19 protein-coding genes are annotated in these 22441 nt (G+C 74.7%); 11 read left to right on the top strand and 8 right to left on the bottom strand.

The features are described from left to right. Positions 1 to 2 precede the first annotated feature (2 nt). Positions 3 to 2375 carry an FHA domain-containing protein gene (locus tag IF89_RS0100690; protein WP_030759402.1) on the bottom strand — a complete coding sequence of 791 codons (2373 nt, stop codon included), beginning with the start codon at positions 2373 to 2375 and terminating at the stop codon, positions 3 to 5. Between the two features lie 199 nt (positions 2376 to 2574). On the opposite strand from IF89_RS0100690, the gene IF89_RS0100685 reads away from it, so the two are divergent. The 5 genes from IF89_RS0100685 (at position 2575) to IF89_RS0100665 (ending at position 7745) form a co-directional block, all read left to right on the top strand. Beyond that, positions 2575 to 3606 carry a cation diffusion facilitator family transporter gene (locus tag IF89_RS0100685; RefSeq protein ID WP_030759399.1) on the top strand — a complete coding sequence of 344 codons (1032 nt, stop codon included), beginning with the start codon at positions 2575 to 2577 and terminating at the stop codon, positions 3604 to 3606. A 45-nt stretch (positions 3607 to 3651) separates the two neighbouring features. Then, entirely contained in the window at positions 3652 to 4122 is a 471-nt protein-coding gene (locus IF89_RS0100680; protein ID WP_030759397.1) for an NUDIX domain-containing protein, read from the top strand. 48 nt (positions 4123 to 4170) lie between these two features. Further along, positions 4171 to 5421, top strand: coding sequence for a Tm-1-like ATP-binding domain-containing protein (locus IF89_RS0100675; protein WP_030759394.1), 1251 nt, complete (start codon positions 4171 to 4173; stop codon positions 5419 to 5421). Positions 5422 to 5541: 120 nt separating this feature from the next. Then, on the top strand, positions 5542 to 7170 hold the full coding sequence (locus IF89_RS0100670) for a serine/threonine-protein kinase (RefSeq protein WP_030759389.1): 1629 nt from the start codon (positions 5542 to 5544) through the stop codon (positions 7168 to 7170). Next, positions 7167 to 7745: a hypothetical protein gene (locus IF89_RS0100665; protein ID WP_030759386.1), complete on the top strand. Its 579-nt coding sequence runs from the start codon at positions 7167 to 7169 to the stop codon at positions 7743 to 7745. Before IF89_RS0100670 ends, IF89_RS0100665 begins: the two co-directional genes overlap by 4 nt. A gap of 210 nt (positions 7746 to 7955) precedes the next feature. Here the strand turns inward: IF89_RS0100665 and IF89_RS0100660 are convergent, their stop codons facing one another. Beyond that, entirely contained in the window at positions 7956 to 9245 is a 1290-nt protein-coding gene (locus IF89_RS0100660; RefSeq protein WP_030759383.1) for an ATP-binding protein, read from the bottom strand. A gap of 161 nt (positions 9246 to 9406) precedes the next feature. Here IF89_RS0100660 and IF89_RS0100655 point away from each other — a divergent pair, with 161 nt between their 5' ends. Both IF89_RS0100655 and IF89_RS0100650 read left to right on the top strand, forming a co-directional pair. Further along, positions 9407 to 10861 carry a glycosyltransferase family 39 protein gene (locus IF89_RS0100655; RefSeq protein ID WP_030759380.1) on the top strand — a complete coding sequence of 485 codons (1455 nt, stop codon included), beginning with the start codon at positions 9407 to 9409 and terminating at the stop codon, positions 10859 to 10861. A gap of 165 nt (positions 10862 to 11026) precedes the next feature. Continuing rightward, positions 11027 to 11797 carry a trypsin-like serine peptidase gene (locus IF89_RS0100650; RefSeq protein ID WP_030759377.1) on the top strand — a complete coding sequence of 257 codons (771 nt, stop codon included), beginning with the start codon at positions 11027 to 11029 and terminating at the stop codon, positions 11795 to 11797. An 83-nt stretch (positions 11798 to 11880) separates the two neighbouring features. On the opposite strand, the gene IF89_RS0100645 is transcribed toward IF89_RS0100650, so the two are convergent. From IF89_RS0100645 to IF89_RS0100630, 4 genes are all read right to left on the bottom strand, one after another. Then, entirely contained in the window at positions 11881 to 12372 is a 492-nt protein-coding gene (locus tag IF89_RS0100645; protein WP_030759374.1) for an NUDIX hydrolase, read from the bottom strand. Between the two features lie 35 nt (positions 12373 to 12407). Continuing rightward, positions 12408 to 14048: an apolipoprotein N-acyltransferase gene (gene lnt / locus IF89_RS0100640; RefSeq protein WP_078628015.1), complete on the bottom strand. Its 1641-nt coding sequence runs from the start codon at positions 14046 to 14048 to the stop codon at positions 12408 to 12410. 153 nt (positions 14049 to 14201) lie between these two features. Beyond that, positions 14202 to 14717, bottom strand: coding sequence for a hypothetical protein (locus IF89_RS0100635; protein WP_030759359.1), 516 nt, complete (start codon positions 14715 to 14717; stop codon positions 14202 to 14204). Positions 14718 to 14804: 87 nt separating this feature from the next. After that, positions 14805 to 15902 (bottom strand): FAD-dependent oxidoreductase, encoded by a 1098-nt coding sequence (locus IF89_RS0100630; RefSeq protein WP_078628014.1) that lies wholly within the window; start codon positions 15900 to 15902, stop codon positions 14805 to 14807. A 105-nt stretch (positions 15903 to 16007) separates the two neighbouring features. Here IF89_RS0100630 and IF89_RS0100625 point away from each other — a divergent pair, with 105 nt between their 5' ends. Both IF89_RS0100625 and IF89_RS0100620 read left to right on the top strand, forming a co-directional pair. Continuing rightward, entirely contained in the window at positions 16008 to 16601 is a 594-nt protein-coding gene (locus tag IF89_RS0100625) for a TetR/AcrR family transcriptional regulator (protein WP_030759353.1), read from the top strand. Beyond that, positions 16598 to 17530: an ADP-ribosylglycohydrolase family protein gene (locus tag IF89_RS0100620; protein ID WP_043192589.1), complete on the top strand. Its 933-nt coding sequence runs from the start codon at positions 16598 to 16600 to the stop codon at positions 17528 to 17530. The genes IF89_RS0100625 and IF89_RS0100620 overlap by 4 nt, the downstream gene beginning before the upstream one ends. On the opposite strand, the gene IF89_RS0100615 is transcribed toward IF89_RS0100620, so the two are convergent. Together IF89_RS0100615 and IF89_RS0100610 are read right to left on the bottom strand one after the other, a co-directional pair. After that, positions 17500 to 19113, bottom strand: coding sequence for an ATP-binding cassette domain-containing protein (locus tag IF89_RS0100615; protein WP_030759347.1), 1614 nt, complete (start codon positions 19111 to 19113; stop codon positions 17500 to 17502). The two genes, IF89_RS0100620 and IF89_RS0100615, sit on opposite strands and share 31 nt — an antisense overlap. Before the next feature lie 157 nt (positions 19114 to 19270). Beyond that, positions 19271 to 20062, bottom strand: coding sequence for a glutamate racemase (locus IF89_RS0100610; protein ID WP_030759344.1), 792 nt, complete (start codon positions 20060 to 20062; stop codon positions 19271 to 19273). Between the two features lie 428 nt (positions 20063 to 20490). Here IF89_RS0100610 and IF89_RS0100605 point away from each other — a divergent pair, with 428 nt between their 5' ends. Continuing rightward, complete coding sequence (locus tag IF89_RS0100605) at positions 20491 to 21684, top strand: glycosyltransferase (protein WP_030759342.1); 1194 nt, start codon at positions 20491 to 20493, stop codon at positions 21682 to 21684. Positions 21685 to 21909: 225 nt separating this feature from the next. Continuing rightward, positions 21910 to 22416: a DUF6643 family protein gene (locus IF89_RS0100600; protein ID WP_030759340.1), complete on the top strand. Its 507-nt coding sequence runs from the start codon at positions 21910 to 21912 to the stop codon at positions 22414 to 22416. Positions 22417 to 22441 lie beyond the last annotated feature (25 nt).

Below are 22441 nucleotides of genomic sequence, written 5' to 3'. Positions count from 1 at the left end.
CCCTACTTCCGCATGATCACGGGCTCGTGCCGGCGCAGCAGCCTCGCGACCAGCAGCCCGAAGAGGACGGACAGGACCACCAGCATGCCCAGGTTCAGCAGCCAGACGGCGGGGGTGTGGGCGAAGAGGGGGTCGTCGGCGAGGGCGCCGGGGACGATCGCCCCCAGGTCGATGGTGCCCGCCATGGCGCCGAGGGCCCAGCGCGAGGGGACCAGCCAGGCCAGCTGCTCGATCACGGGGACGCCGTCCAGCCGGAGCAGCGCGCCGCAGAAGACGACCTGCACGATGGCGAGGAGGACCAGCAGCGGCATGGTGACCTCCTCCTTGCGGACCAGTGCGGAGATCACCAGGCCCAGCATCATGGCGGTGAACGCCAGCAGCGACACCGCGAGCGTGATCTCGACGAGGGGGTCGGTGATGACGCCCCGGCCGCCCGGGGCGTTCAGGTCCACGCCGTAGAGGGCCACCAGGGTCAGCACCACGGCCTGGGCGACGGTGACGGTGCCGAGCACCACGACCTTCGACATCAGGTAGGCGGACCGGGACAGTCCCACGGCTCGCTCCCGCCGGTGGATGACGCGTTCCTTGACCAGCTCGCGCACGGCGTTCGCGGCTCCGGTGAGGACGGCGCCGACGGAGAGGATGAGCAGGGCGTTGACCGCCGTCTCCTGGGTGAGTCTGCTGCCGGCCAGGGCGCGGGCCATGACGCCCATGACGAAGGGCAGCGCGATCATGACGGCGAGGAAAGTGCGGTCCGCGGCGAGTACGGCCGCGTAGCGCCGGACGAGGGTGGACAGCTGCGAGCCCCAGCTCTGCGCCTTGGGCGGCGGAGGGACGGGGTGCGCCGCCCGGGCCGCCGCCGCGGGACGCTCGCCGTGCCACGGCTGGCGGGCGGCGCCCAGTACGTACGTGCGGTGGGCGGACGAGGCGGCGTACTCCCCGGCCCAGTCGCGGTCCGGTTGGTTCTCGAAGGCCTCGAAGGCCTCCGGCCACTGGGTGGCGCCGAAGTGCGCGAGGGTCTGCGCGGGCGGTCCGTAGTAGGCGATGCGGCCGCCGGGGGCGAGCACGAGGAGCCGGTCGCAGACGTCGAGGCTGAGGACGCTGTGGGTGACGACGATGACGGTGCGGCCGTCGTCGGCGAGGTTGCGCAGCATGTGCATCACCGAGCGGTCCATGCCCGGGTCGAGGCCGGAGGTGGGCTCGTCCAGGAAGAGCAGCGAGGGCTTCGTGAGCAGCTCCAGGGCGACGGAGACCCGTTTGCGCTGGCCGCCCGAGAGGCTGTGGATGGGCTGGTCGGCGCGCTGCCCGAGGCCGAGTTCGCCGATGACCTCGTCCACCCTGGCCCGGCGTTCGGCTTTCGCGGTGTCCTGGGGGAAGCGCAGTTCGGCGGCGTGGCCGAGGGCGCGGCGGACGGTGAGCTGGGAGTGCAGGATGTCGTCCTGCGGTACGAGGCCGATGCGGCTGCGCAGCTCGGCGTAGTCGCGGTAGAGGTCGCGGCCGTCGTAGAGGACCGTGCCGCGGTCGGCGGGGCGCAGGCCGGTGAGGGCGCCGAGCAGGGTGGACTTCCCGGCGCCGCTGGGTCCGACGACGGCGAGCAGGCTCTTCGCGCCGACGGGGAAGGACACGTCGTCGAGGAGGGTCTTGCGGCCCCGGTCGACGGTGACGGTCAGGCCCTGGACGTCGAGGGTGACCTCGCCCGTGTCCTGGTACTCCTGGAGCCGGTCGCCGACGAGGCAGAAGGCGAGGTGGCCGATGCCGACGATGTCCCCCTCGGCGAGGGGGACGGCGCCGTGGACGCGGGCGCCGTTGAGGTAGGTGCCGTTGTGGCTGCCGAGGTCGGCGATCTCGTACGTGCCGTCGGCGAGGGCCCGCAGTTCGGCGTGCCGGCGCGAGACGTCGAGCTCGTCGACGACGAGGTCGTTGTCGCTGGCCCGGCCGATGCGCACGGCGGTGCGGGCGGTCAGCGGCAGCACGGCGCTGGGCCGGCGGAACGTCGTGGTCATCGACGGGTTGGAGACCCGGGCCGGGGCGGCGCCGGCCCCCGGCGGCGCCGGCCGGGGCGCGTGGAGGACGGCTCGGGGGCCGGTCCGGGCGTCTCCGAAGCGCAGTTCGCTGCCGACGCCGACGCTCCACTCGTGGACACGGTGGCCGTCGGCCCAGGTGCCGTTGGTGCTGTCCTCGTCCTCGACCGTCCAGTGGTCGCCGTCGGGGCGCAGGACCGCGTGGTGCCAGGAGACGCGGGCGTCCTCGAAGCAGATCTCGCAGAGCGGGTCCCTGCCGACGTGGTACGTCCGGCCCGGGCTCATCGGGGTGGAGCCCGTGTCGGTTTCCAGGACGAGCTCGGGCGCGGTCGCCGCGCCGGGACGCTGGACCATGAGCAGATCTTCCCACGATCGCACCGGCTCGGCAGCGGCGCGACGAAACCGCAGGTCAGGGCCCTCTTATGTGGAATGACAACGGTCCCCGTTGCAGCCTTTGCCCATCTCGCCGGGGTGCGCTTCACTTCACGCGACGGAACCGAACAAACGGTTGCCGCGGGTGCGGCGGTTTGCCGCTACGAGACGGGGGATTGCCATGAGCGGGCACGACCACGGGCACGACCACGGGCACGACGGCCAGGGCCACGACCACGGCCACGGGCCCGGGGGCCACCGCCACGGGGTGGCCGCCGACGCCGACCGGCGCTGGCTGGCGATCGCACTGGCCCTCATCGGTACGTTCATGGCCGTCGAGGTGGTCATCGGTGTCCTGGCCCACTCGCTGGCCCTGATCTCCGACGCCGCCCACATGCTCACGGACGCCGTCTCGATCGTCCTGGCGCTGATCGCGATGCGGCTGGCGGCCCGCCCCGCCCGCGGCGGTTTCACGTACGGCCTCAAGCGGGCGGAGATACTCTCCGCGCAGGCCAACGGCCTGACGCTGCTCCTGCTGGCGGCCTGGCTGGCGTACGAGGCGGTGCGCCGGCTGATGGACCCGCCGCCGGTGGAGGGCGGACTGGTCCTGGTGACGGCGCTGGCGGGCATCGTGGTCAACGTGGCGGCGGCCTGGTGCATCTCGCGGGCCAACCGGTCCTCGCTGGCGGTCGAGGGTGCCTACCAGCACGTCCTGAACGACCTGTTCGCCTTCATCGGGACGGCCGTCGCCGGTCTGGTCGTCATGACGACCGGGTTCCGGCAGGCCGACGCGATCGCCACGCTCGTGGTCGTGGTCCTCATGGTGAAGGCGGGCTACGGGCTGGTCCGCGACTCCGGTCGGATCTTCCTGGAGGCCGCCCCGGCGCACGTCGACCCGGACGCGGTCGGCGACCGGCTCGTCGGGCACCCGCCGGTGACCGAGGTGCACGACCTGCACATCTGGACCATCACCTCGGGGCAGGCCGCGCTCTCCGCGCACGTGCTGGTGGAGCCGGCGGGCGACTGCCACGCCGTGCGCCGTGAACTGGAGGGGCTGCTGGAGAAGGAGTACGGGATCACGCACACCACCCTCCAGGTGGACCACGCACCGGACTCGCTCCTCTCGGTCGGCCGGCGCGGCGACGCCTCCTACGACCCGCACTGCGCGGACGCGCACGGGCCGGTCCACCGCGAGGGCCCGCACGATCACTGACGGGCGGCCGTTGGCCGCCGGCCGGTACGGGGCATGTATGGGCCCATGACGTACAAGCGCAGCGCCGGACTGCTCCTCTTCCGGCGGACGGCGGGGGCCGGGATCGAGGTCCTGCTCGGGCACATGGGCGGCCCGCTGTGGTCGGGGCGGACGTCCGGGGACTGGGCCATTCCCAAGGGCGAGTACGGGCCGGAGGAGACCCCCCGCGATGCGGCCCGGCGGGAGTTCACCGAGGAGATCGGGCTGCCGCCGCCGGAGGGCGAGTACCTGCCGTTGGGCGAGGTACGGCTGAGCAGCGGGAAGGTGGTGACCGTGTGGGCGGTGGAGGCGGACCTCGACCCGGCGCTCATGGTCCCGGGGACCTTCACGCTGGAGTGGCCTCCGCACTCGGGGACCGTGCAGGAGTTCCCCGAGCTCGACCGGGTGGCCTGGTGCTCCCCGGAGCTGGCCCGGGACATGCTGATCCCCTCGCAACTCCCCTTCGTCGAAGGCCTGGTGGCCCTCCTGGGGGCCTGACCGGAGGGCGTACTTGCCAACCTCCCCGGCTGCCTGGACATTGCACCCATGACCAACGTCGTGCTGGTGGGAACCCTGGACACCAAGGGTGTGGAGTACGGCTGGCTGCGCGAGAGGCTGCTGCGCGCCGGCGTCGAAGTGGTACTGGTCGACACAGGAATCATGGGGGAACCCCGGGTGGCCGCGGACGTGTCGCGCGCCGCGGTGGCCCGGGCCGCAGGAAGTGATCTGGCCCTGCTGCGATCGGCCGCCGACCGGGGCGCGGCCGTCGCCTCGATGGCCCGGGGCGCCGAGGCGACCCTGCTGCGCCTGCACGCCGAGGGCCGGCTGCACGCAGTCCTCGCGATCGGCGGCAGCGGCGGCACCTCCATCGCCACCCGGGCGATGCGCGCCCTGCCGCTGGGCGTTCCGAAGCTGATGGTCTCGTCCATGGCCTCCGGGGACGTCTCCCCGTACGTGGGCTCGTCGGACATCACGATGATGTACAGCGTCGTGGACGTCGCGGGGATCAACAGCGTCTCCGCACCGATCCTGGCGAACGCGGCCGCGGCCGCCGCCGGGATGGCCGGCTCCTTCGCCCGCGCCTCGGCGGACCGCCCGCCCCGGCTGGGAGCGGGCACCCGCCCGCTGGTCGCGGCGAGCATGGCGGGCGTGACGACGTCCGGTGTGGACGCGGCACGTGAACGGCTGACGGAACTCGGCTACGAGGTGCTGGTCTTCCACGTCAGCGGTACCGGCGGGCGCACCCTGGAGACCCTGGCCGGCCAGGGCGTCTTCGCCGGGGTCCTCGACCTGACCCTCAGCGAGCTCGCCGACGACCTGTGCGGCGGGATCCTCACGGCGGGACCGGACCGGCTGACCGCGGCCGGGCGGGCCGGCGTGCCGCAGGTGGTGAGCCTGGGCGCGCTGGACATGGTGAAGTTCGGCCCGCTGGAGTCCCTGCCCCAGCGGGTCCTGGACCGGGGCGTCCACGTCCACAACCCCTCGATCACGGTGATCCGCACCAGCGAGGCCGAGTGCGCGGAGCTGGGCCGCCGGGTGGCCGCCAAACTGCGTGCGGCCACCGGGCCGGCCGCGGTCTGCGTACCGCTGCGCGGACTGTCCACGCTCGGCGCACCGGGGGGCCCGTACCACGACCCCCGCGCAGACCGGGCGCTGTTCTCGGCGCTGCGGGAGGGCTTGCGGGACAGCGTCGTGCGGCTCCACGACTACGAGACCCACATCAACGACCCGGCCTTCGGGCGTTCGGCGGCGGACCGGCTTCATGCGATGATCTGCGCGCAGCTCGCCGCCGCCTGACACGGCCCGAACGGCCGGGAACCGGCCGTGGCGGAAACCGTGTCCCTGAGGGTGGCCCGCCGACCGGCGGAGCGGGCCGCACAGCCAGGGGCACGGTGACGCCATGGACGGGGGAAGACGATGAAGAACGCGTGGGCGGTGCCCGGCTACGCGCAGGTGCGCGAGCTCGGCTCGGGGGCCAGTGGGCGCGTGGTGCTCGCCGTGCACGAGGCGACGGGCACGGCGGTCGCCGTGAAGTACCTCAGCGACCGGCTGCGCGAGGATCCGGCCTTCATCGGGGAGTTCCGCGCCGAGGCGCGTCTCCTCGGCGGGCTGGAGTCCCCCTATGTGGTGCGGCTCTACGAGTACGTCGAGGCGCCCGGCGGCGCTGCCATCGTCATGGAGCTGGTCGACGGGATCTCGCTGCACGCCCTGCTCAAGGAGGCCGGTCGGACCGACCCCGAGGCCGCGCTCGTGGTGTTGAAGGGCTCGCTGCTGGGTCTCGCCCACGCGCATCGCGCGGGTGTCGTCCACCGCGACTACAAGCCGGCGAACGTGCTGGTGGCGGCGGACGGCTCCTCGCGCCTGGTGGACTTCGGGATCGCCGCCCGCCGCGGCACCACGCCCGGCGTCGCGGGCACCCCGGCCTACATGGCGCCCGAACAGTGGCAGGGCCGGCCCGCGTCGCCCGCTGCCGACGTGTACGCGGCGACGGCGACCTTCTTCGAGTGCCTCACGGGCCGCAAGCCGTACGACGGGGAGAACTTCGCCGAGCTCGCGGTGCAGCACATCGAGGCGCCGGTGCCGGAGACGGAGGCGCCCGAGCCCGTGCGTCCGCTGATCCGGCGGGGCCTCGCCAAGGCGCCGGAGCAGCGGCCGGAGAACGCCGAGGCGTTCGTGGCCGAGCTGGAGGACGTGGCGCTGGCCGCGTACGGGCCGGAGTGGGAGGAGCGCGGGCAGCGCAAGCTGGCGGCGCTGGCCGCGCTGCTGCCGCTGCTGTTCCCCTCGGCGGGTGCGCCGGCGTCCGGGACCACGGCTGTGGCCACGACCATCCTGGCGCCGACGCCTGGCAGTTGGCTGCCCGACCGGCGCGGGGCGGTGGCCGCGGGTGTGGCGCTCGTCCTCGGGGCGATGATCCTTTTCTCGGCGCAGGCGGCGGGTGACCAGCGGGACGGAACATCGGCGCTGAGCGCTTTCGCGACGACCAGCGCGGCGCCGGGCGGCGGCTTCCCCTCTCCGGTGGCCGGCGCGTCGGCCTCACCGTCGGCATCGGCGTCGGCATCTGCGTCCGCCTCGGTGTCCTCGTCGCCGTCCTCGTCGGCGTCGCCGTCCCCGTCGGCCTCGGTGTCGCCGTCCGCGAGCCCGGGAACCTCGGCGACGCCGACCGGGACCGCCACCGCGACGACGGCCGCGCCGACGACCAGCCGGCCGCCTTCCCCGCGACCGACGGTGGCGGTCGGGGCGGTCGGGGTGGATCTCCGGCAGGTCGACTTCACGACGGGTGAGGCCGCCATCTCGATCGACGCGAAGGGCACGGCCCCGGTGAGCGTCACCGTCGAATGGTTCAGCAGCAACCAATCCGGTGTGCTGGGTGCCGCGGACGGCCGGGCGGAGACGCTGACTTACCAGCCGGGCAGCGGTGCGGTCGTCCGACGGCACGCCTTCTCCGGGCAGGGCTGCTACTGGGGCGTGCGGGTCACCACGAGGCCCGCCGCCGGCAACGGTTCCCCGACCGACCAGGTCTGGCTGACGAGGTGCATGATCCGATGAGCGACGAAGAGTACAGCGCGACCGTCCTCGGCAGCCATTGGTTCAGCGGTCCGCAGCCGCAGGAGGCCGTCCCCGACCGCGTCGAGGGGTCGGTCATGCGGTTCGGGCCGGGCGTGACGGCCGCCCTGCCCGCGCCCTTCCCGGTGGTCGTCCCCGTCGTCGCGCCGCCCCGGCGCAAGGGTGCGGGCCTGCGCCGGTACACCCTCGCCGCGGTCGTACTGGCGGCGGTCCTCGCCTACCTGGGGTGGCAGCGGTTCGGGCCGGGGATCGAGGTCCGCGAGGTGGCCGTGACCACCGATCCCGCCGGCCCGGCGTGCGACGCGACGGCCGACGTGGTGGCGGTCGTCGGCACCGACGGGCGGCCGGGGACGCTGACCTACCGGTGGGTGCGCAGCGACGGCACGACGTCCGAGGAGCTGACCGAGCGGGTGCCGCGCGGGCAGCGCGAGGCCCGGCTGCATCTGCTGTGGACCTTCAAGGGCACGGGCAGCTACGCGGCGAAGGCGGAGCTGCAGCTGCTGTCGCCCGTACAGCGCACCGCCGCGACGGAGTTCACGTACCGCTGTACCCCGTAGCGGGCATCCGCCCGGCCACGGAGGGGTCGTGAGGAGGGCGAAGCCCGCGGCACGACCGTAACGGCCCGGCCGTCCGGGGCCGTGCTCGCGGCGGACGGCGCGCAGGCGCGTGGTGCGCGAACCGTGCGCGCGGGCCCGCCGCCGCTGCGGGGAGTGGCTGCGGGCCCGCCGCACCGTCTGCCGTCCCCCGCCGCAACCGGGGGACGGAGTTCAAAACCGCGCGTGCGCGGTGATGTCCGCCTCGAACTCGCCCGTCATCGCGGGCGTCACCGTCGGCCGGCACTGCCGGACGGCCTCCAGGTAGTCCTGCGTGGTCGCGCCGAGCTGCGCCGCCGCGGCGCCGCGTGCGCCCACCGCCTCCAGGTCCCGTTCGAAGGACACCTGCGCCGCTATCCGCGCCGCGTGCTCGATGTCGGCGGGCGTGAACAGTTCGGTCGCCCCGACCAGAGCGCTCACGTCGACGTCCGCGCGCCCCGCTGTGTAGCGGGCCCAGATCGCGGCGCGGGCGCCCGCGTCCGGTGTGCCGATCGGGATGAGGTAGTCGAAGCGCCCGGGACGCAGGAAGGCCGGGTCGAGGGAGCGGATGGAGTTGGTGGCGCAGACGAGCAGCCGTTCGTCGCCCTCCCGGAAGCCCGGTATCAGCTTGAGCAGTTCGTTCGTCACCCCGTGGATGCCGCCGGGCTGGGCGGGCTCGGTGCGCACGGGGGCGATCTCCTCCACCTCGTCGATGAAGACGAGGACCCGCTCCAGTTCCGCGATGCGGGCGAAGGCGTCGCGCAGCGCCGCGGCCAGGTTGCCCTCGTCGGCGAGACGCGAGGGCAGCAGTTCCACGAAGGGCCAGCCCAGCCGGGAGGCGATGGCCCGGGCGAAGGTGGTCTTCCCGGTGCCGGGCGGGCCGAAGAGGGTGATGGCGCGCGGCGGCCGCACTCCGTGCGAGGCGGCGCGTTCGGGTTCGGCGAGCGGCAGGACCACGCGCCGCTCGATGAGGTCCTTCTCCTTCTCCATGCCGGCGACCTTGGACCACAGGTCGTTCGGCAGGAAGCGGCCGCCGAGGTCGTCGAGGAGGCCGGCGGCCGGCCCGTGCAGCGGCTCGGTCTTCTCGAAGTAGGCGACGGCGGGCTGCCTGGTGTAGCCGGCGTTGAGCAGGCCCTCTCCGAGCAGGTCCTCCTCCGGCAGGACGTAGGCGATGCGCCCGACGCGGGCGGCGATGAGCCGTCGCTCCAGCTCGACGAGGAGGGCGCTGGCGAGGCCGCGGCCGCGCCAGCCGGCGGCGATGGCGATGCGCATCACCCAGGCGCGCTCGCCGGTGACGCAGGCGAGGGCCGCGCCGATCGGGACGCCCTGGTGGACGGCGACCACGCAGGGCTGGCGGCCGGTCAGCGCGCTGATGCACTCGGCGAGTGAGAAGACGGACTCCTGGCCCAGCTCGGCCGTGGTGTCGATCAGGTGGACCACCGCTGCGAGATCGCTCTCGCGGTAGTCGTGGATGAGCCAGTTCACCGGGTACCGCCCCTCGTTCGTGCTCCTTGCGGCGAGGCTAGGGGCCGCCGGGCCGGTCGTTCTCGCGCCGCGGTGCACAACAGGCGGTCGGGAAACCCTCCGTGGCGTCCATAGACTGGTAGCTTCCGCCCGAACGCCAGAGCGAGGATCCCAGCACCTTCATGCGTTGCCACATACCGGCGGCCCGGCGCGGGCTCCTCCTCTGCCTCGTCCCCTTCCTCTGGACCCTCGCGCTCGGCTCGTGGGGCCTCTCGCGGCAGGACAGCGTGTGGCGCGACGAGGCGGCGACCTGGCAGGTGGCCTGCCGGCCGGCGGGTGAGATCTGGCGGATGCTCGGGAACGTGGATGCCGTCCACGGCCTCTACTACCTCCTGATGCACGGCCTCTTCGAGGTGTTCGGGGCGAGTACGACGACCCTGCGGCTGCCGTCCGTCCTGGCGGTCGCGTGCGCATCGGTGTGCGTGGCGGTGATCGGGCGGCGGCTGGCCGGCGCCTGGGCAGGGCTCGGGGGCGCCCTGGCGCTCGGACTGCTCCCGGCCGTGCAGTTCTACCTCCAGGAAGGCCGGCCGTACGCGCTGGTCGCGGCCGGGGCCGGGCTGTCGACCCTGCTGCTGGTGTCGCTCCTGGCGGACCGGCCCGGGCGGCGGACGTGGCCGCGCTGGGCGGCGTACGGGGCGGCCGTGCTGGTGTGCGCCCTGCTGAACTGGCTGTCGCTGCTGGTGCTGCCCGCGCACGCGGTGACCCTGGCATGGGTGCGGGCGGGCCGCGGCGTGTGGCTGCGCTGGACGGCGTACGGCGGTGGGGCGGTGGCGGGGGCCCTGCCGTTGATCCTGTTCAGCCGGGGCCAGTCCGACCAGGTGTCGTGGATACCGCCGCTGACCTGGCACATGATGATCGGCCCGGGGATCATGCTGGCGGTGGGCGCGCTGGGGGCGTGGGCGGACCGGCCGGACCGGTCGCGGCTCTCGGCGGCGGCGGTGGGGCTGCCGCTGCTGGCGGTGCCTCAGCTGGGGCTGGTCGGGCTGTCGCTGGTCCAGCCGCTCTTCCTGGACCGGTACGTGCTGTTCAGCATGGTCGGCCTGGCGCTGCTGATCGGGGCGGCGCTGGGGGCCGGCGTACGGGCCTGCGCGCCCCGGTTCCCGAGCCTGTCGGCCCTGCTGGTGCCGGGGGTGGCCACTGTCTCGGTGCTGGCCCTGCTGCCGGTGGAGCTGGGCAAGCGGGCCCCGGCCAGCCGGGTCGACGACGTGCTGGCGGTGGCCGGCGAGGTCGCGCGGCTGAAACGGGACGGGGACGGCGTGCTGTTCGTACCGGCCGCGCGCCGGGACACGGCGCTGGTCTCGCCCGGCGCCTTCTCGGGCCTGACGGACCTGGCGCTGGCCGCCACCCCGGTGGCCTCGGCCACCCTCAAGGGCGAGGAGGTGCCTCCGGTGCTGATCCGGGAGGCACTGCTGGGGCAGCGGCGGGTGCTGCTGGTGACGGACGCGGCGAAGGTGGCGAAGGCCCCGTCGGCGGAGCGGGACAAGGTGAAGACGGCGGTGTTGCGGGAGCGGTTCACGGCGGTGGAGGACCGGCAGCTGCGGGGGCGCCGGGTGACGGTGTACGAGCGCCGCGACTGACCGGTTCCGGAGTACGCCGGCGGGGCCGTCTCGTCCCGGGCTGTGCCGTTCGAAACCATCTCGTCCGGTCATGGCCCGGCCTTCACGCGGCGTTCACGGGATACACAGCGGATTCATACGGAAGACCGCCCTCCGGTCACAGGTTCGGGGGGCAGGGTGGACAGCATGATCCACGCCACGCTCCCCCGAACGGCCCGGCGCTCCCGTGCGCGGCGGGCGTCACGGATCCTGCTCGCGCTCACCGCGATGTCCGCCCTGATCGGCCTCGACCTCCCCGACGCCGCGTCCGGCCCGCCGCTCGGCGTCACGACCTGGGCGCGGCCCGGCGCCGAGGCCGACCGGGTCGGCGCGCTCTTCGCCGGCGGCCTGGACGGCGGCCACTTCTGCACCGCCTCGGTGGTCCGCAGCGAGGACCGCGACGTGATCGCCACGGCGGCGCACTGCCTGGAGAACACCGACACCACCGTCTTCGCTCCGGGCTACCGGGACGGCAGGGCTCCGTACGGGCTGTGGAGGCTGACCGGTGTGCATGTGGCGCCGGAGTGGACCGCCGGTCAGGACCCGGACGCCGACATCGCCTTCGCGACGGTGGCCCCGGCGGACGGCGGGCAGGCCCGCGTCGAGGACCTGGTGGGCGGCTTCCCGGTCGCGGCCGCACAGCAGGCCGGGGCCAGGGTGACGGTCATCGGCTACCCGCGCACGATGGACGCCCCGCTGCGCTGCGCCAACGGCACCGACCTGCTCTCGCCGACACAGCGCCGGATCGGGTGCCCGGATCTCAGCGGCGGCACCAGTGGCAGTCCCTGGCTGGTGGACGGGGCGCTGGCCGGGGTGCTGGGCGGCTTCGAGGGCGGCGGCACCGTACCGGAGGTCTCGTACAGCGCCGTGATGGGCGAGCGGGCGGTGGGGCTGTACCGGGAGGCGGCGGACGGCTGAGGGCCGGCGGCCCGCCCGGGCTGCGGGGAGGAGTTCCGGTCCGGCCGGCCGCCGACCCTGATCGACGCGCCGCAGGACGCCCTCTACGGCACGTCCGCGACCGTGGCCGGGACCTCGAACCAGGTGGGTTCGTCCCGCAGGGCCCGGTGGATCCGGTCCAGGGCGAAGGGCTCCAGCGGCGGCAGCGCGTCCACGTCGAACCAGGCCACTTCGAGGGATTCGTGGTCGTTGGCCCGCGCCTCGCCGCCGGTGGCGCGGCAGCGGAAGGTGATGTCCTGGAACTGGCAGACGTCGCCGTTGGGGTAGGTGACCGGTTCGAGCATCTGGACGAGGACGACGCGCTCGGGCACGCAGTGCACGGCCGTCTCCTCGTACACCTCGCGCACGGCGGTCTCGGCGGGCTGCTCGCCCGGCTCGGCGATACCGCCGACCACCGACCACCGCCCGGTGTCGGAGCGCCGCCCGAGCAGCACCCGGCCGCGGTCGTCGAGGACGATGGCCGTGACCCCGGGCAGCAGGAGCAGCTGGTGCCCGGCGGACTCACGGATCCGGCGGATGAAATCAGGTGTGGTCATCCCCCGACCCTACGAGGCGGGGGGCCGGCCCCGGATCAGGCGCCGCGACGGGCGCGGACCCGGCGGACGGCGAGTGCGCCGAGGCCGCCCGCGGCGAGCAGCAGCAGGGCGTACTCGGGGAGCGGCCCGAGGACGGTGGCCGGTGTACGGCCGGACCGCAGCGGGATCTCGGCGACGAGCGCGTCCGCCGTGAACAGCCGCGTCTGCGCGACGATCCGGCCGTCGGGCCGGATGACGGCGCTGACGCCGCTGGTGACGGGGACGAGGACGGTGCGGCTGTGCTCCACGGCGCGGACGCGGTCCATGGCGAGCTGCTGGTAGGTCATCTGGGAGCGGCCGAAGGTCGCGTTGTTGCTCGGTACGGCGATCACCTGGGCGCCGTCCTGGACGGTCGAGCGGACGGCGTCGTCGAACGCGGCCTCGAAGCAGGTCACCATGCCGACACCGGTGCCGGCCATGTCGAAGACGCCGGGGTCCTTGCCGGGGCCGAAGTCGCGGCGGACCCGGTCCACGTCGGAACTGAACAGCCGGACGAAGGAGCGCATCGGGATCCGCTCGCCGAAGGGCTGGATCTTACGCTTGTCATACGTCGTGGTGGGTCCGGCAACCGGATCCCAGAGGATCATCGTGTTGCGCAGGGGACCGGTCTCGGGGGCCACGACCGCGCCGATCGCGACGGGCACGCCGATGGCCCGGACCGCCTCGTCGATGACCGCGCGGGCGTCGGCCTCGGCGTACGGGTCGAGGTCGGAGGAGTTCTCGGGCCAGACGACGAAGTCGGGCTTGGGGGCCCTGCCGGCCTTGACGTCCTCGGCGAGCCGGATGGTGCGTTTGACGTGGTTGTCGAGGACGGCCCGGCGCTGGGAGTTGAAGTCGAGCCCGAGCCGGGGAACGTTGCCCTGGATGACGGCTGCCACGACGGTGCCGTCCTCGGCGGCGTCGGACACCAGCGGGCGGGCGGCGAGGGCGGCGGCGACCGGGGCGGCGACGGTGAGCGCGGTCAGGGCCGCCGTGGTGCGGGAGGGGTGTCGGCGGGCGATGCGGACCGCCTCGTACAGGCCGAATCCGCACAGAGCCACGCCGAAGGACAGCAGCGGGGTCCCCCCGAGGGCGGCGAGCGGGGTGAAGACGCCGTCTGCCTGCCCGAAGGCGAGCTTGCCCCATGGGAAGCCGCCGAACGGCGCCCGGGCGCGCAGGGCCTCGCCCGCGACCCAGACGGCGGCGGCGAACACGGGCCAGGCCGGGAGGCGGCTGACGAGGGCGATGCCGAGGCCGGTGAGGCCGATGAAGAGGGCTTCGAGACAGGCCAGCGCCAGCCACGGCACCGGGCCGACCTCCTCGCCGGTCCACACGAGCAGCGGCAGCAGGTAGCCGAGCCCGGCGAGGGTGGCGAGCCCGAAGCCCGCCCGCGGCCGGCGCCCGTACAGGCAGCCGGCGAGCAGCGCGAGGGAGAAGGGGGCCAGCCACCACAGGGGGCGGGGCGGGAAGCTGAGGTAGAGCAGCACGCCGGAGAGCGCGGCGAGGACGCACCGGACCAGCGGGGCGCCGCGTCGCCGCGGGGGCGCGGCCGCGGTGTCGGGGGGCGTCACGGAGGGTGTCCTGGGCTCGGCCGGCCTGTCGGCGGCCCGCGGAGGCTCGTCGCTCCAGGCGGCCTCGCGCGTCACACTGCTGCTCATCTGGCGGAGTGTACGTCCCCGCCCCCTCGGATCCCGTAAGCGCCTCGGTCCGTGCGGCGCGGGCGGGTCACCGGGCCGGGGCCGGGCGGCGTCACCGGGCCGGGCGCGTGGGGCGCGGGGCGGCCCGGTCCGGCGGGCGTCGCCGGGCGGGGCTCACCGGGCGAGCGTGCGCAGGTGGGTGCGGATGACGCGGACGGCGTTCTCCGCGTCGTCGACGGTCACGGTGAAGAGCGTGCCGTCGCCCAGCCTCAGCTCCAAGCCCTCGCCGCGGCGCACGATCACCGCGGTGCCCTTCTCGGGTCGCCACCGGTAGCCCCAGCCGCCCCAGTGCTGCGGGGTGATCCGGGAGAGGTACTCCACGGAAGCCACGTCGGTGAGTTCGATCCGGCGGCGCGGGAACCCGACGTGACCGCAGCGCACCGAGAGTGCCTCGGTGTCGATGGTGACCGTCACGTGCACGAAGGCGACCGTGCCGTAGAGCACCAGCAGTCCGGCGGCGAGACAGCCGGTCACCGCCATGAGGAGCGGGACGAAACCGGAGGTCCACGCGTTGTCGAGGGCCAGCTCGACACCGAGCGCCACGCAGGCCGCGCCGGCCACCGCGAGCAGCCACTGCAGGGGGTTGGAGGCCCGGCCCGTCCAGAGCGGACCAGGAGGGTGACCCGTCATACCCAGCAGCGTACTCACGTCCGGGAACGGCACCACCGACGCACGGCCGGTCGGCCCAGGCCGCGGCGTGCCCGCCCCGGGCGCGCCTCAGCCGGGGAGCAGCCGCACGAGCGCGTCACGCAGGCCCGGCCATCGGCCGGTCGTGAAACGGTGCAGGTTCCGGGAGGCGAAGGCGACGCGCTGGGCGCTGCGGCGGCGTTCGGCGTCGTAGGCGCGCAGGGCGGCAGGCAGCCGGCCCGGACCCGCCGCGGCCACGGCGCGGGTCAGGGCCTCGGCGTCGAGCAGGGCGGTGCAGGCTCCCTGGCCCAGGTTGGGCGTCATGGCGTGGGCGGCGTCTCCGACGAGGGCGACCCGGCCGTCGGCCACGAAGGTGGGGAGCGCGGGGTGGAGGTGGCGCACCTCGTACCGGATCCAGGTCGCCGGGTCGGTGTCGGCCAGCACGCGCGGGACGGGGTCGTGCCAGTCGGCGAAGGCCTTACGAACGTCCTGTGCGGTGATGGCCGCGGGCACGGCGGCGTACCAGTTCGTCCGGCCGGGCTCGACGGGGGTCATCCCGAAGAAGCGGCCCTCGCCCCAGGTCTCGCCGTACGACCCGGTCTCGAATCCGGAGATCCCGATGAAGGCGACCGTGCCGACCGCGCGGGGGCCGCTGCGGACGCCGAAATGCGCCGCCCGCACGACGCTGTTGATGCCGTCGGCGCCGACGACCAGGTCGGCGCCGAGGGTGCGCGGATCGGCCAGGGGCCGCCCGTAGGCGATCGGCGCGCCGCCGAGGCGGTCGAGCGCGGCCAGCAGTATGTCGATCAGGTGCGGCCGGGCCACGAGCAGCTCGGGCCGGCCTGCCCTGCGTTCGATCCGTTCGAGCGGGAGGGCGGCGAGGGCCGTGCCGTCCGGGCGCCGGATGCGGGCGCTGCGGTACGGCACGGCGCGCGCACGCAGCGCCTCGCCGACGCCGAGGCGGTCGAGAGCGGTCTGGGCACGGGGATGGATGCCGAAGGCGGTGCCGTAGCGGTCGAGGACGGCCCGGCGTTCCATCACGGTCACGGTCCAGCCGGCGCGGAGCAGGCCGACGGCGGTCGCGAGGCCGCCGACGCCTGCGCCGACGACCACGGCCGTACCCGTCGGCCCGAACGTGCTCGTGCCCCGGCCGGACGTGCCGGCCCGGGTCGTGGTGTCGCCGTCCATGGTCCACCTCTCCGTCGCAGGGGGGTGTACGCGTCGCCCGAGCGACCCGACACCACAGCCGTGGTACTACAACTGTGGTACCACAGTTGTGGTTATGCTGTCACGGTGAATCAGGACAGGAAGGACCGGCTGCGGGACGCGGCGGTGGCGGTACTGGCGCAGGCGGGCGGGCGCGGGCTGACCCACCGGGCCGTCGACGCGGCCGCTGCCGTGCCGGAGGGCACGGCCAAGAACTACTTCCCCACCCGGGACGCACTCCTGCGGGCAGCGGCGGAGCGCTGCGTGGAGCAGTACCGGGCGCTGGCCGAGTCCCTGGCGGGTGCCGCGGGGCCGGGGCCGGCCGACGCAGACGGGCTGGCGGCCCTGCTGGCCGGGTTGTTGCGGAACGTGGCCGGGCCCGGGCGCCCCCGCGTCCTGGCCTATCTGGAGCTCCGGACGGAGGCGGCGCGACGGCCGTGGCTGGCCGCGTTGCTGGACTCCGTCGCCGCGGCGGACTTCACTGCGTACGCGCACCTGCTGGGCGCGGCCGGGCTGCCGGCGGGTCCGGAGCAGGCCCGGTCGCTGACTCTCGCCCTGCACGGCGCCATCCCCCACCTGCTGACCGGCGCCCCCGCCACCCTGGCCGCCGCGGGTATGGACGACCTGGACCGGTTCGCCCGCGGTCTGCTGGCCACCGTGTGCGGCGAGGCGGCCCCGTGACCGGGCCCACCCGCCTGGGGCGGGCCGCAGGAACCGTGCTCGGCTCCGCCGCGGGCGACGCGCTGGGCGCCCCGTACGAATTCGGACCTGCGGGACAGCTCAGCGCCCGGGGCGAGGAGATGTGCGGGGGCGGCGGCTGGGATCCGGGCGAGGCGACGGACGACACGCAAATGGCCGTCCTGGTCGCCGAGTCACTGCTGGAGCACGGTGGACTCGCACTCCCGGACCTGTTCGCCCGCTTCCAGCAGTGGGTGGCCGGCGAGCCCAAGGACGTCGGCCTCCAGACCGAGGACGTCCTCACCAGCGGCGCGCCCTGGGACGTCGCGGCGGCCCTGCACTTCCAGGTCAACGCGCGGGCGGCCGGCAACGGTTCCCTGATGCGGGCCGCCGGCTCGGCCGTGTACTTCGCCGCCGCCGGACGGGACGCCACCATGGACGCGGCGCGGCGGATCGCTGCACTGACGCACGGCGACCGGGCCGCCTGGGAGGGGACCGCGCTCCTGCACGAGCTCGTCCGCGTCGCCCTGGACGGCTCGGATCCGCTCGCGGCCCTCCCCGCCGCCCTCGACGCGGTGCACCCGGACCACCGCGAACGGTACGGGCGGGTGCTCGCCCCCGACTGGCACCCGGGCCTGGCCACCGAGTTCAACGGAGCGGTGTGGCCCTGCCTCGGCTCGGCGGTGTGGGCGCTACGGACCACCACGGGGTTCGCGCAGGCCGTCCGGGCCGCCGTGGACCTGGGCGGCGACACGGACACGGTGGCCGCGGTGACGGGTGCACTGGCCGGCGCCCGCTACGGGCAGGACGCGATACCGGGGCACTGGACGGCGCGGCTGCACGTGCCGCTGCCCGGCTCCGGCGGGCGGGTGCTGTATGCGGACGATCTGCGCGCACTGGCTCACCGGCTCGCGGCGGCCGGCTCCCGCTGAAGTTCCAGGCGGCGGCCGTGGAATCCGGCGCGCAGCCTGCGGTCGTGCGTGACGACGACGAGGGTTGCGCCGAAGTGGGCCAGGGCCGCCTCCAGTTCCTCGACCACGTCCGGCGCCAGGTGGTTCGTCGGCTCGTCCAGCAGGAGCAGGTCCAGGGGGCGCGCCACCAGCCGCGACAGCTCCAGCTTCCGGCGCTGCCCGGCCGAGAGGGTGCGCACCGGCCGGGTCAGGTCGGCGGGGGCCAGCAGGCCGAGTCCGGCGATGTACCGGTCTGCGTGCTCCCGGCCGAACAGCTCGACGGCGCTACGGGGTTCGGCCGCCCACGGGTCGTCCTGCCGCAGCAGCCCCACCCGCTCGGGAGTACGCACGAGGCCCCGTGCGGGCTCCAGTTCGCCGGCGAGGAGCTGCAACAGGGTCGACTTGCCTGCCCCGTTCGGGCCGGTGACCAGGAGCCGCTCCCCCGGCGCCAGTTCCAGCGAAACCGGGTCGAGCCGTCCCGGCAGCGCCGCACCCGCCAGGAACACGGCACCGGCGGCGCCCGCGGTGAACCGGCCGGTGAAGGCGAGCGGACGCGGGGGCGGGGGGACCGGGTTCCCGGTCAGCCGGTGCAGGCGTTCCCGGGCGGCATGGATCCGGCCGGCGGCGCCGTGGCTGCGCGACCTGGCGCGGAAGGCACCGGCCCCGCTGAAGCCGCGGGGCAGCTTGCGCGGGATCGCCGCGATCCGCCCGACGTTGGTCTCGGCGAGCCGCTCGGCCTGCCGCACCTCCTCGCGCCACTCCTCGTACTCCCTTTCCCGGCGGGCCCGTTCGGCGGCCCGCCCGGTGAGGAAGCCGGCGTAGCCGTTGCCGAAGCGGCGTACCGTGCGGCGGTCGGCGTCGACCTCCAGGACGGCGGTCGTGACCCGGTCGAGGAAGAGCCGGTCGTGGGTGACGGCCACGAGGGTGCCTCGGTGGGCGAGGAGGTGCTCCTCCAGCCAGGCGACGGCCTCGTCGTCGAGGTCGTTGGTCGGCTCGTCGAGCAGCAGCAGCTCCGGCTCGGCGGCCAGGGCGGCCGCGAGGGCGAGCCGGGAGCGCTGTCCGCCGGAGAGGGTGCCGAGCCGGCGGTCGGGGTCGAGGCGGGCGCGTTCGCCGAGGCGGCGCAGGGTGGTGGCGACCCGGCGCCGGGCGTCGCGGCCGCCGCGCGCCTCGTAGGCGGCGAGGAGTTCCGCGTAGGCGGTGAGTTCGTCCGGTCCGGCACGGTGCAGGAGGGATTCGGCGGAGCGGATGCGGCGTTCGAGGGCGCACAGGTCCGCGAGGGCGAGGTCGACGGCGTCGCCGACGCGGGCGTCCGGGGGGAGGTCCAGGGTCTGGGCGAGGTGCCCGGTGCCGCCGGGAGCGGCGACGGTGACCTCGCCGTGGTCGGGGAGTTCCCGTCCGGCGAGGAGCCGGAGCAGGGTGGACTTGCCGGATCCGTTGTCGCCGACGACGCCGACCCGCTCGCCGGGCCGGACCGTGCAGCTGACCCGGTCCAGGACGACGCGGGTGTCGTAGCTCTTGGTGACCTCGGACAGGACGATGCGGGTGGAGGCGAGTGGAGCGCGCAAGAGCGGTGCCTTTCGTTCGGGAACGGAGAAGCGAACCAAGCAAGACGGACCGTTCCGTCTCGCTTCGCTCGCGACAGTAGACCAAGGTCCGACCGTTGCGCAAGACGGTTCGTCTCGCTTGGGGCAGGCGGCTTGGTGACCGGTGGGTGGCGGCGTGTCAGCCGACGGGCGCGCCCTGGCCCGCGAGCAGCCGGCCTTCGGCGTACGCGCAGGCGGCGGCGGGCAGCGCCGCCTCGCGGCCGCTGTGCAGGACGGCCAGGCCGCCCGTGCGGGGCAGCGTGGGCTCGGCAGCAACACCGAGGCGGCGCAGTGCCTGGACGGCGACGGGTTCGGCCGAGCCGTGGTAGACCAGCCGCGCTCCGCCCGTGCGTGCGGCGAGGGCCGCCCGGATGGGAGCCTCGGTCAGCTCGTAGTGGGTGCATCCCAGCACCACGTCGGTGACGTCCGCCGGGGTCAGCGCAGCGGCGGCGGCGACGGCCGCGGTCACGGCGGCGTCGTCGGCCGCCTCCACGGCGTCGGCCAGGCCGGGGCAGGGCACTTCGGTGACGCGGACGCCCGCGGCGAAGTCGCGGATCAGTCCGCGCTGGTAGGGGCTGCCGGTGGTGGCAGGGGTGGCCCAGATGGCGACGCGGCCGCCGGCCGCGGCGGCCGGCTTGATCGCGGGTACGGTTCCGATGACCGGGATGTCCGGCTCCAGTTCCGCCCGTACGGCGGCCAAGGCGTGCACGCTGGCGGTGTTGCAGGCCACGATCAGCGCGTCGGGGCGGTGCGCAGCGGCCGCCCGGGCCACGGCGAGGGCCCGCCCGGTGAGGTCCTCGGGCGTCCGCGGTCCCCAGGGCATCCCGTCGGGGTCGGAGGACAGGACGATGTCCGCGTCCGGCCGCAGCCGCCGCACCGCCGCGGCCGCCGCGAGGAGGCCGATTCCGGAGTCCATGAGCGCGATCTTCACCCGGCCACTTTAGTCGACCCCGCCTCCGACCCACCCCCGCACCGACCGTATCCGGCCCCGCGCACCACCCGCCCCGCCCGCTCACCGGCTCCCCCGCACCGCCACGCCCCACCCCCGCGCCCCAGCCGCTGCGCACGGGCCGACCCCCGCGCAGCCGGGGGCCTCCCCGCACACCGTCAGGTGCCGCACCGGCCCACCCCGACGCCCGCGCCGGTACTGCGCCCTGGCGGGCAGCAGCCGGCGCGGAGGCGCAGCCCGACTCCCCGCAGGCGAGCACCGCACCCAGCGCGGGGCCGCAACCGGGCCGTTCCGGGCTCGGCCCGGCGCCGCAGCACTCCTGCGCCGCTGCGGCCGGCTGCGCCGGAGGGGCGCCGCACCGGAGCGGGAGGATGCGCGACAGGCCCGCGGCGGCCCGGCACACTGCCGCCATGGGACTCCTCACCGCCGCGTCCTACGCCTCCCTCGCCGCATGGGTCTGGCTCACCTTCGCCCAGGGCATGTTCTGGCGCACCGACGTCCGGCTCCCGCCGCGCACCGCCCCCGCCCACTGGCCGTCCGTCGCGATCGTCGTGCCCGCCCGGGACGAGGCCGCGGTGCTGCCGCTCAGCCTGCCCTCCCTCATCGCCCAGGACTATCCCGGAGAGGCCGAGGTCGTCCTCGTCGACGACGGCAGCACCGACGGCACGGGCGCTCTGGCACTGCGCCTGGCCGCCCAACAGCCGGGGCTCCCCGTCACCGTCGTCTCCCCCGGCGAGCCGGCGCCCGGCTGGACGGGCAAACTGTGGGCGCTGCGCCACGGCATCTCGCTCGCCCGCACCGCGCACGCCACCGAGCCCGACTACCTCCTCCTCACCGACGCCGACATCGCCCACGAACCGGACAGTCTGCGCGAACTGGTCTGCGCCGCGACCTCCGCCGACCTCGACCTCGTCTCGCAGATGGCCCGTCTGCGTGTCGACGGCTTCTGGGAACGCCTCGTCGTACCGGCCTTCGTCTACTTCTTCGCGCAGCTCTACCCCTTCCGCAGAGTCAACCGGCCCGGCGCCCGCACCGCCGCGGCCGCCGGCGGCTGCGTCCTGCTGCGCACCGCGGCCGCGGTGCGGGCGGGCGTACCCGACCGGATCCGCCAGGCCGTCATCGACGACGTCTCCCTCGCCCGGGCGGTGCAGCGTTCGGGCGGCCGGATCTGGCTGGGACTCGCGGAGCGGGTGGACAGCGTGCGCCCCTACCCGGCGCTCGCCGACCTGTGGCGGATGGTCTCGCGCAGCGCCTACGCGCAACTGCGCCACCGGCCCCTGCTGCTGGCGGGGACGGTCGCCGGGCTGACGCTGGTCTACCTGGTGCCGCCGGCCGCCCTGCTGACGGGTCTCGCGGCCGGACGGCCCCACGCCGTATGGGCCGGCGGCCTCGCCTGGCTCCTGATGGCAGCCACCTACCTGCCGATGCTGCGCCACTACCGCCGGTCCGCGGCGCTGGCGCCCCTGCTTCCGCTCACGGCACTCCTGTACCTCCTGATGACCGTCGACTCAGCCGTCCAGCACTACCGGGGACGCGGGGCGGCATGGAAGGGCCGCACCTATGCCCGGCCGAGCGACGCCCGCCACGGCGAACTGCTGCCGTAGACAGCGTCACCCGAGGTCACCGGCTTGTGACACTGCGTCAACACGAAGTCGGTGCAACGCGCAACCGGTGGGTACGAGTAGCAACAAGATGGGGCGGAAGTGGCGAATCGTGCAGGTGGACGTCAAGTGAAACCTGAGGCCCTGACCTGCGAATATGCAGGTCAGGGCGGTGTTGACGACACCTCGCTATGGACCCGGTGAAGTCGTGGGCTTAACTTATGTCTCATGACCTCCCCCCGCTCCACTTATGGCGGCGGTTACTACTCCGCGCCCTCCTTCCCGGACACCCCCATCTACGACTCCCTCGTCGCCGAACGGGGTACTCCGCAGATCGCCCCGATCCGCGTCCCGGCCGCCTACGAGTCCCCGAGCGCGGGTTATTCGAGCGGCGGCTACCTGCCGGCTCTCCCGTCGGCACTGCCCGCACTGCCGCCTGCCGCCCCTCAGCAGCAGGCCCCGGGGTACGGGTACCCGTACCAGCAGCAGGCCGTTCCGCAGCCGATGCCGCTGCAGAACGCGCCCGCCCCCTACATCCCGCAGCAGCAGCCGGTGGCCGCCCGCGCCGGGTACGCGCCGCAGCCCCAGCCGCAGCAGCCCCGCCCGGCGGCCATGGCCACCGGCTACGAGGCGATGCGCCCGGCCGCGCCGCGTCCCATGCAGGTGCCGGCTCCGGTGGCGGGCGCCTCGTACGAGGACCCCTACGGCCGCTCCTACCAGGGCCGGGGCTACTGACCGGGCCCCCTCACGGGCGCCGGGA

The sequence above is a fragment of the Streptomyces sp. NRRL F-2664 genome (genome assembly GCF_000719345.1).
In the GTDB taxonomy this organism is placed as follows: Bacteria; Actinomycetota; Actinomycetes; order Streptomycetales; family Streptomycetaceae; genus Streptomyces.
The sequence above is the reverse complement of the archived record's forward strand: the minus strand, read 5'-3'. Positions and strand labels throughout refer to the sequence as shown.

What these genes read in the sequence shown, in the direction of transcription:
- IF89_RS0100690 (WP_030759402.1), bottom strand. Translation starts at nt 2,375, where the DNA reads ATGGTCCAGCGTCCCGGCGCGGCGACCGCGCCCGAGCTCGTCCTGGAA.
- IF89_RS0100685 (WP_030759399.1), top strand. Translation starts at nt 2,575, where the DNA reads ATGAGCGGGCACGACCACGGGCACGACCACGGGCACGACGGCCAGGGC.
- IF89_RS0100680 (WP_030759397.1), top strand. Translation starts at nt 3,652, where the DNA reads ATGACGTACAAGCGCAGCGCCGGACTGCTCCTCTTCCGGCGGACGGCG.
- IF89_RS0100675 (WP_030759394.1), top strand. Translation starts at nt 4,171, where the DNA reads ATGACCAACGTCGTGCTGGTGGGAACCCTGGACACCAAGGGTGTGGAG.
- IF89_RS0100670 (WP_030759389.1), top strand. Translation starts at nt 5,542, where the DNA reads ATGAAGAACGCGTGGGCGGTGCCCGGCTACGCGCAGGTGCGCGAGCTC.
- IF89_RS0100665 (WP_030759386.1), top strand. Translation starts at nt 7,167, where the DNA reads ATGAGCGACGAAGAGTACAGCGCGACCGTCCTCGGCAGCCATTGGTTC.
- IF89_RS0100655 (WP_030759380.1), top strand. Translation starts at nt 9,407, where the DNA reads ATGCGTTGCCACATACCGGCGGCCCGGCGCGGGCTCCTCCTCTGCCTC.
- IF89_RS0100650 (WP_030759377.1), top strand. Translation starts at nt 11,027, where the DNA reads ATGATCCACGCCACGCTCCCCCGAACGGCCCGGCGCTCCCGTGCGCGG.
- IF89_RS0100645 (WP_030759374.1), bottom strand. Translation starts at nt 12,372, where the DNA reads ATGACCACACCTGATTTCATCCGCCGGATCCGTGAGTCCGCCGGGCAC.
- lnt (WP_078628015.1), bottom strand. Translation starts at nt 14,048, where the DNA reads ATGAGCAGCAGTGTGACGCGCGAGGCCGCCTGGAGCGACGAGCCTCCG.
- IF89_RS0100635 (WP_030759359.1), bottom strand. Translation starts at nt 14,717, where the DNA reads ATGACGGGTCACCCTCCTGGTCCGCTCTGGACGGGCCGGGCCTCCAAC.
- IF89_RS0100630 (WP_078628014.1), bottom strand. Translation starts at nt 15,902, where the DNA reads ATGGACGGCGACACCACGACCCGGGCCGGCACGTCCGGCCGGGGCACG.
- IF89_RS0100605 (WP_030759342.1), top strand. Translation starts at nt 20,491, where the DNA reads ATGGGACTCCTCACCGCCGCGTCCTACGCCTCCCTCGCCGCATGGGTC.
- IF89_RS0100600 (WP_030759340.1), top strand. Translation starts at nt 21,910, where the DNA reads ATGACCTCCCCCCGCTCCACTTATGGCGGCGGTTACTACTCCGCGCCC.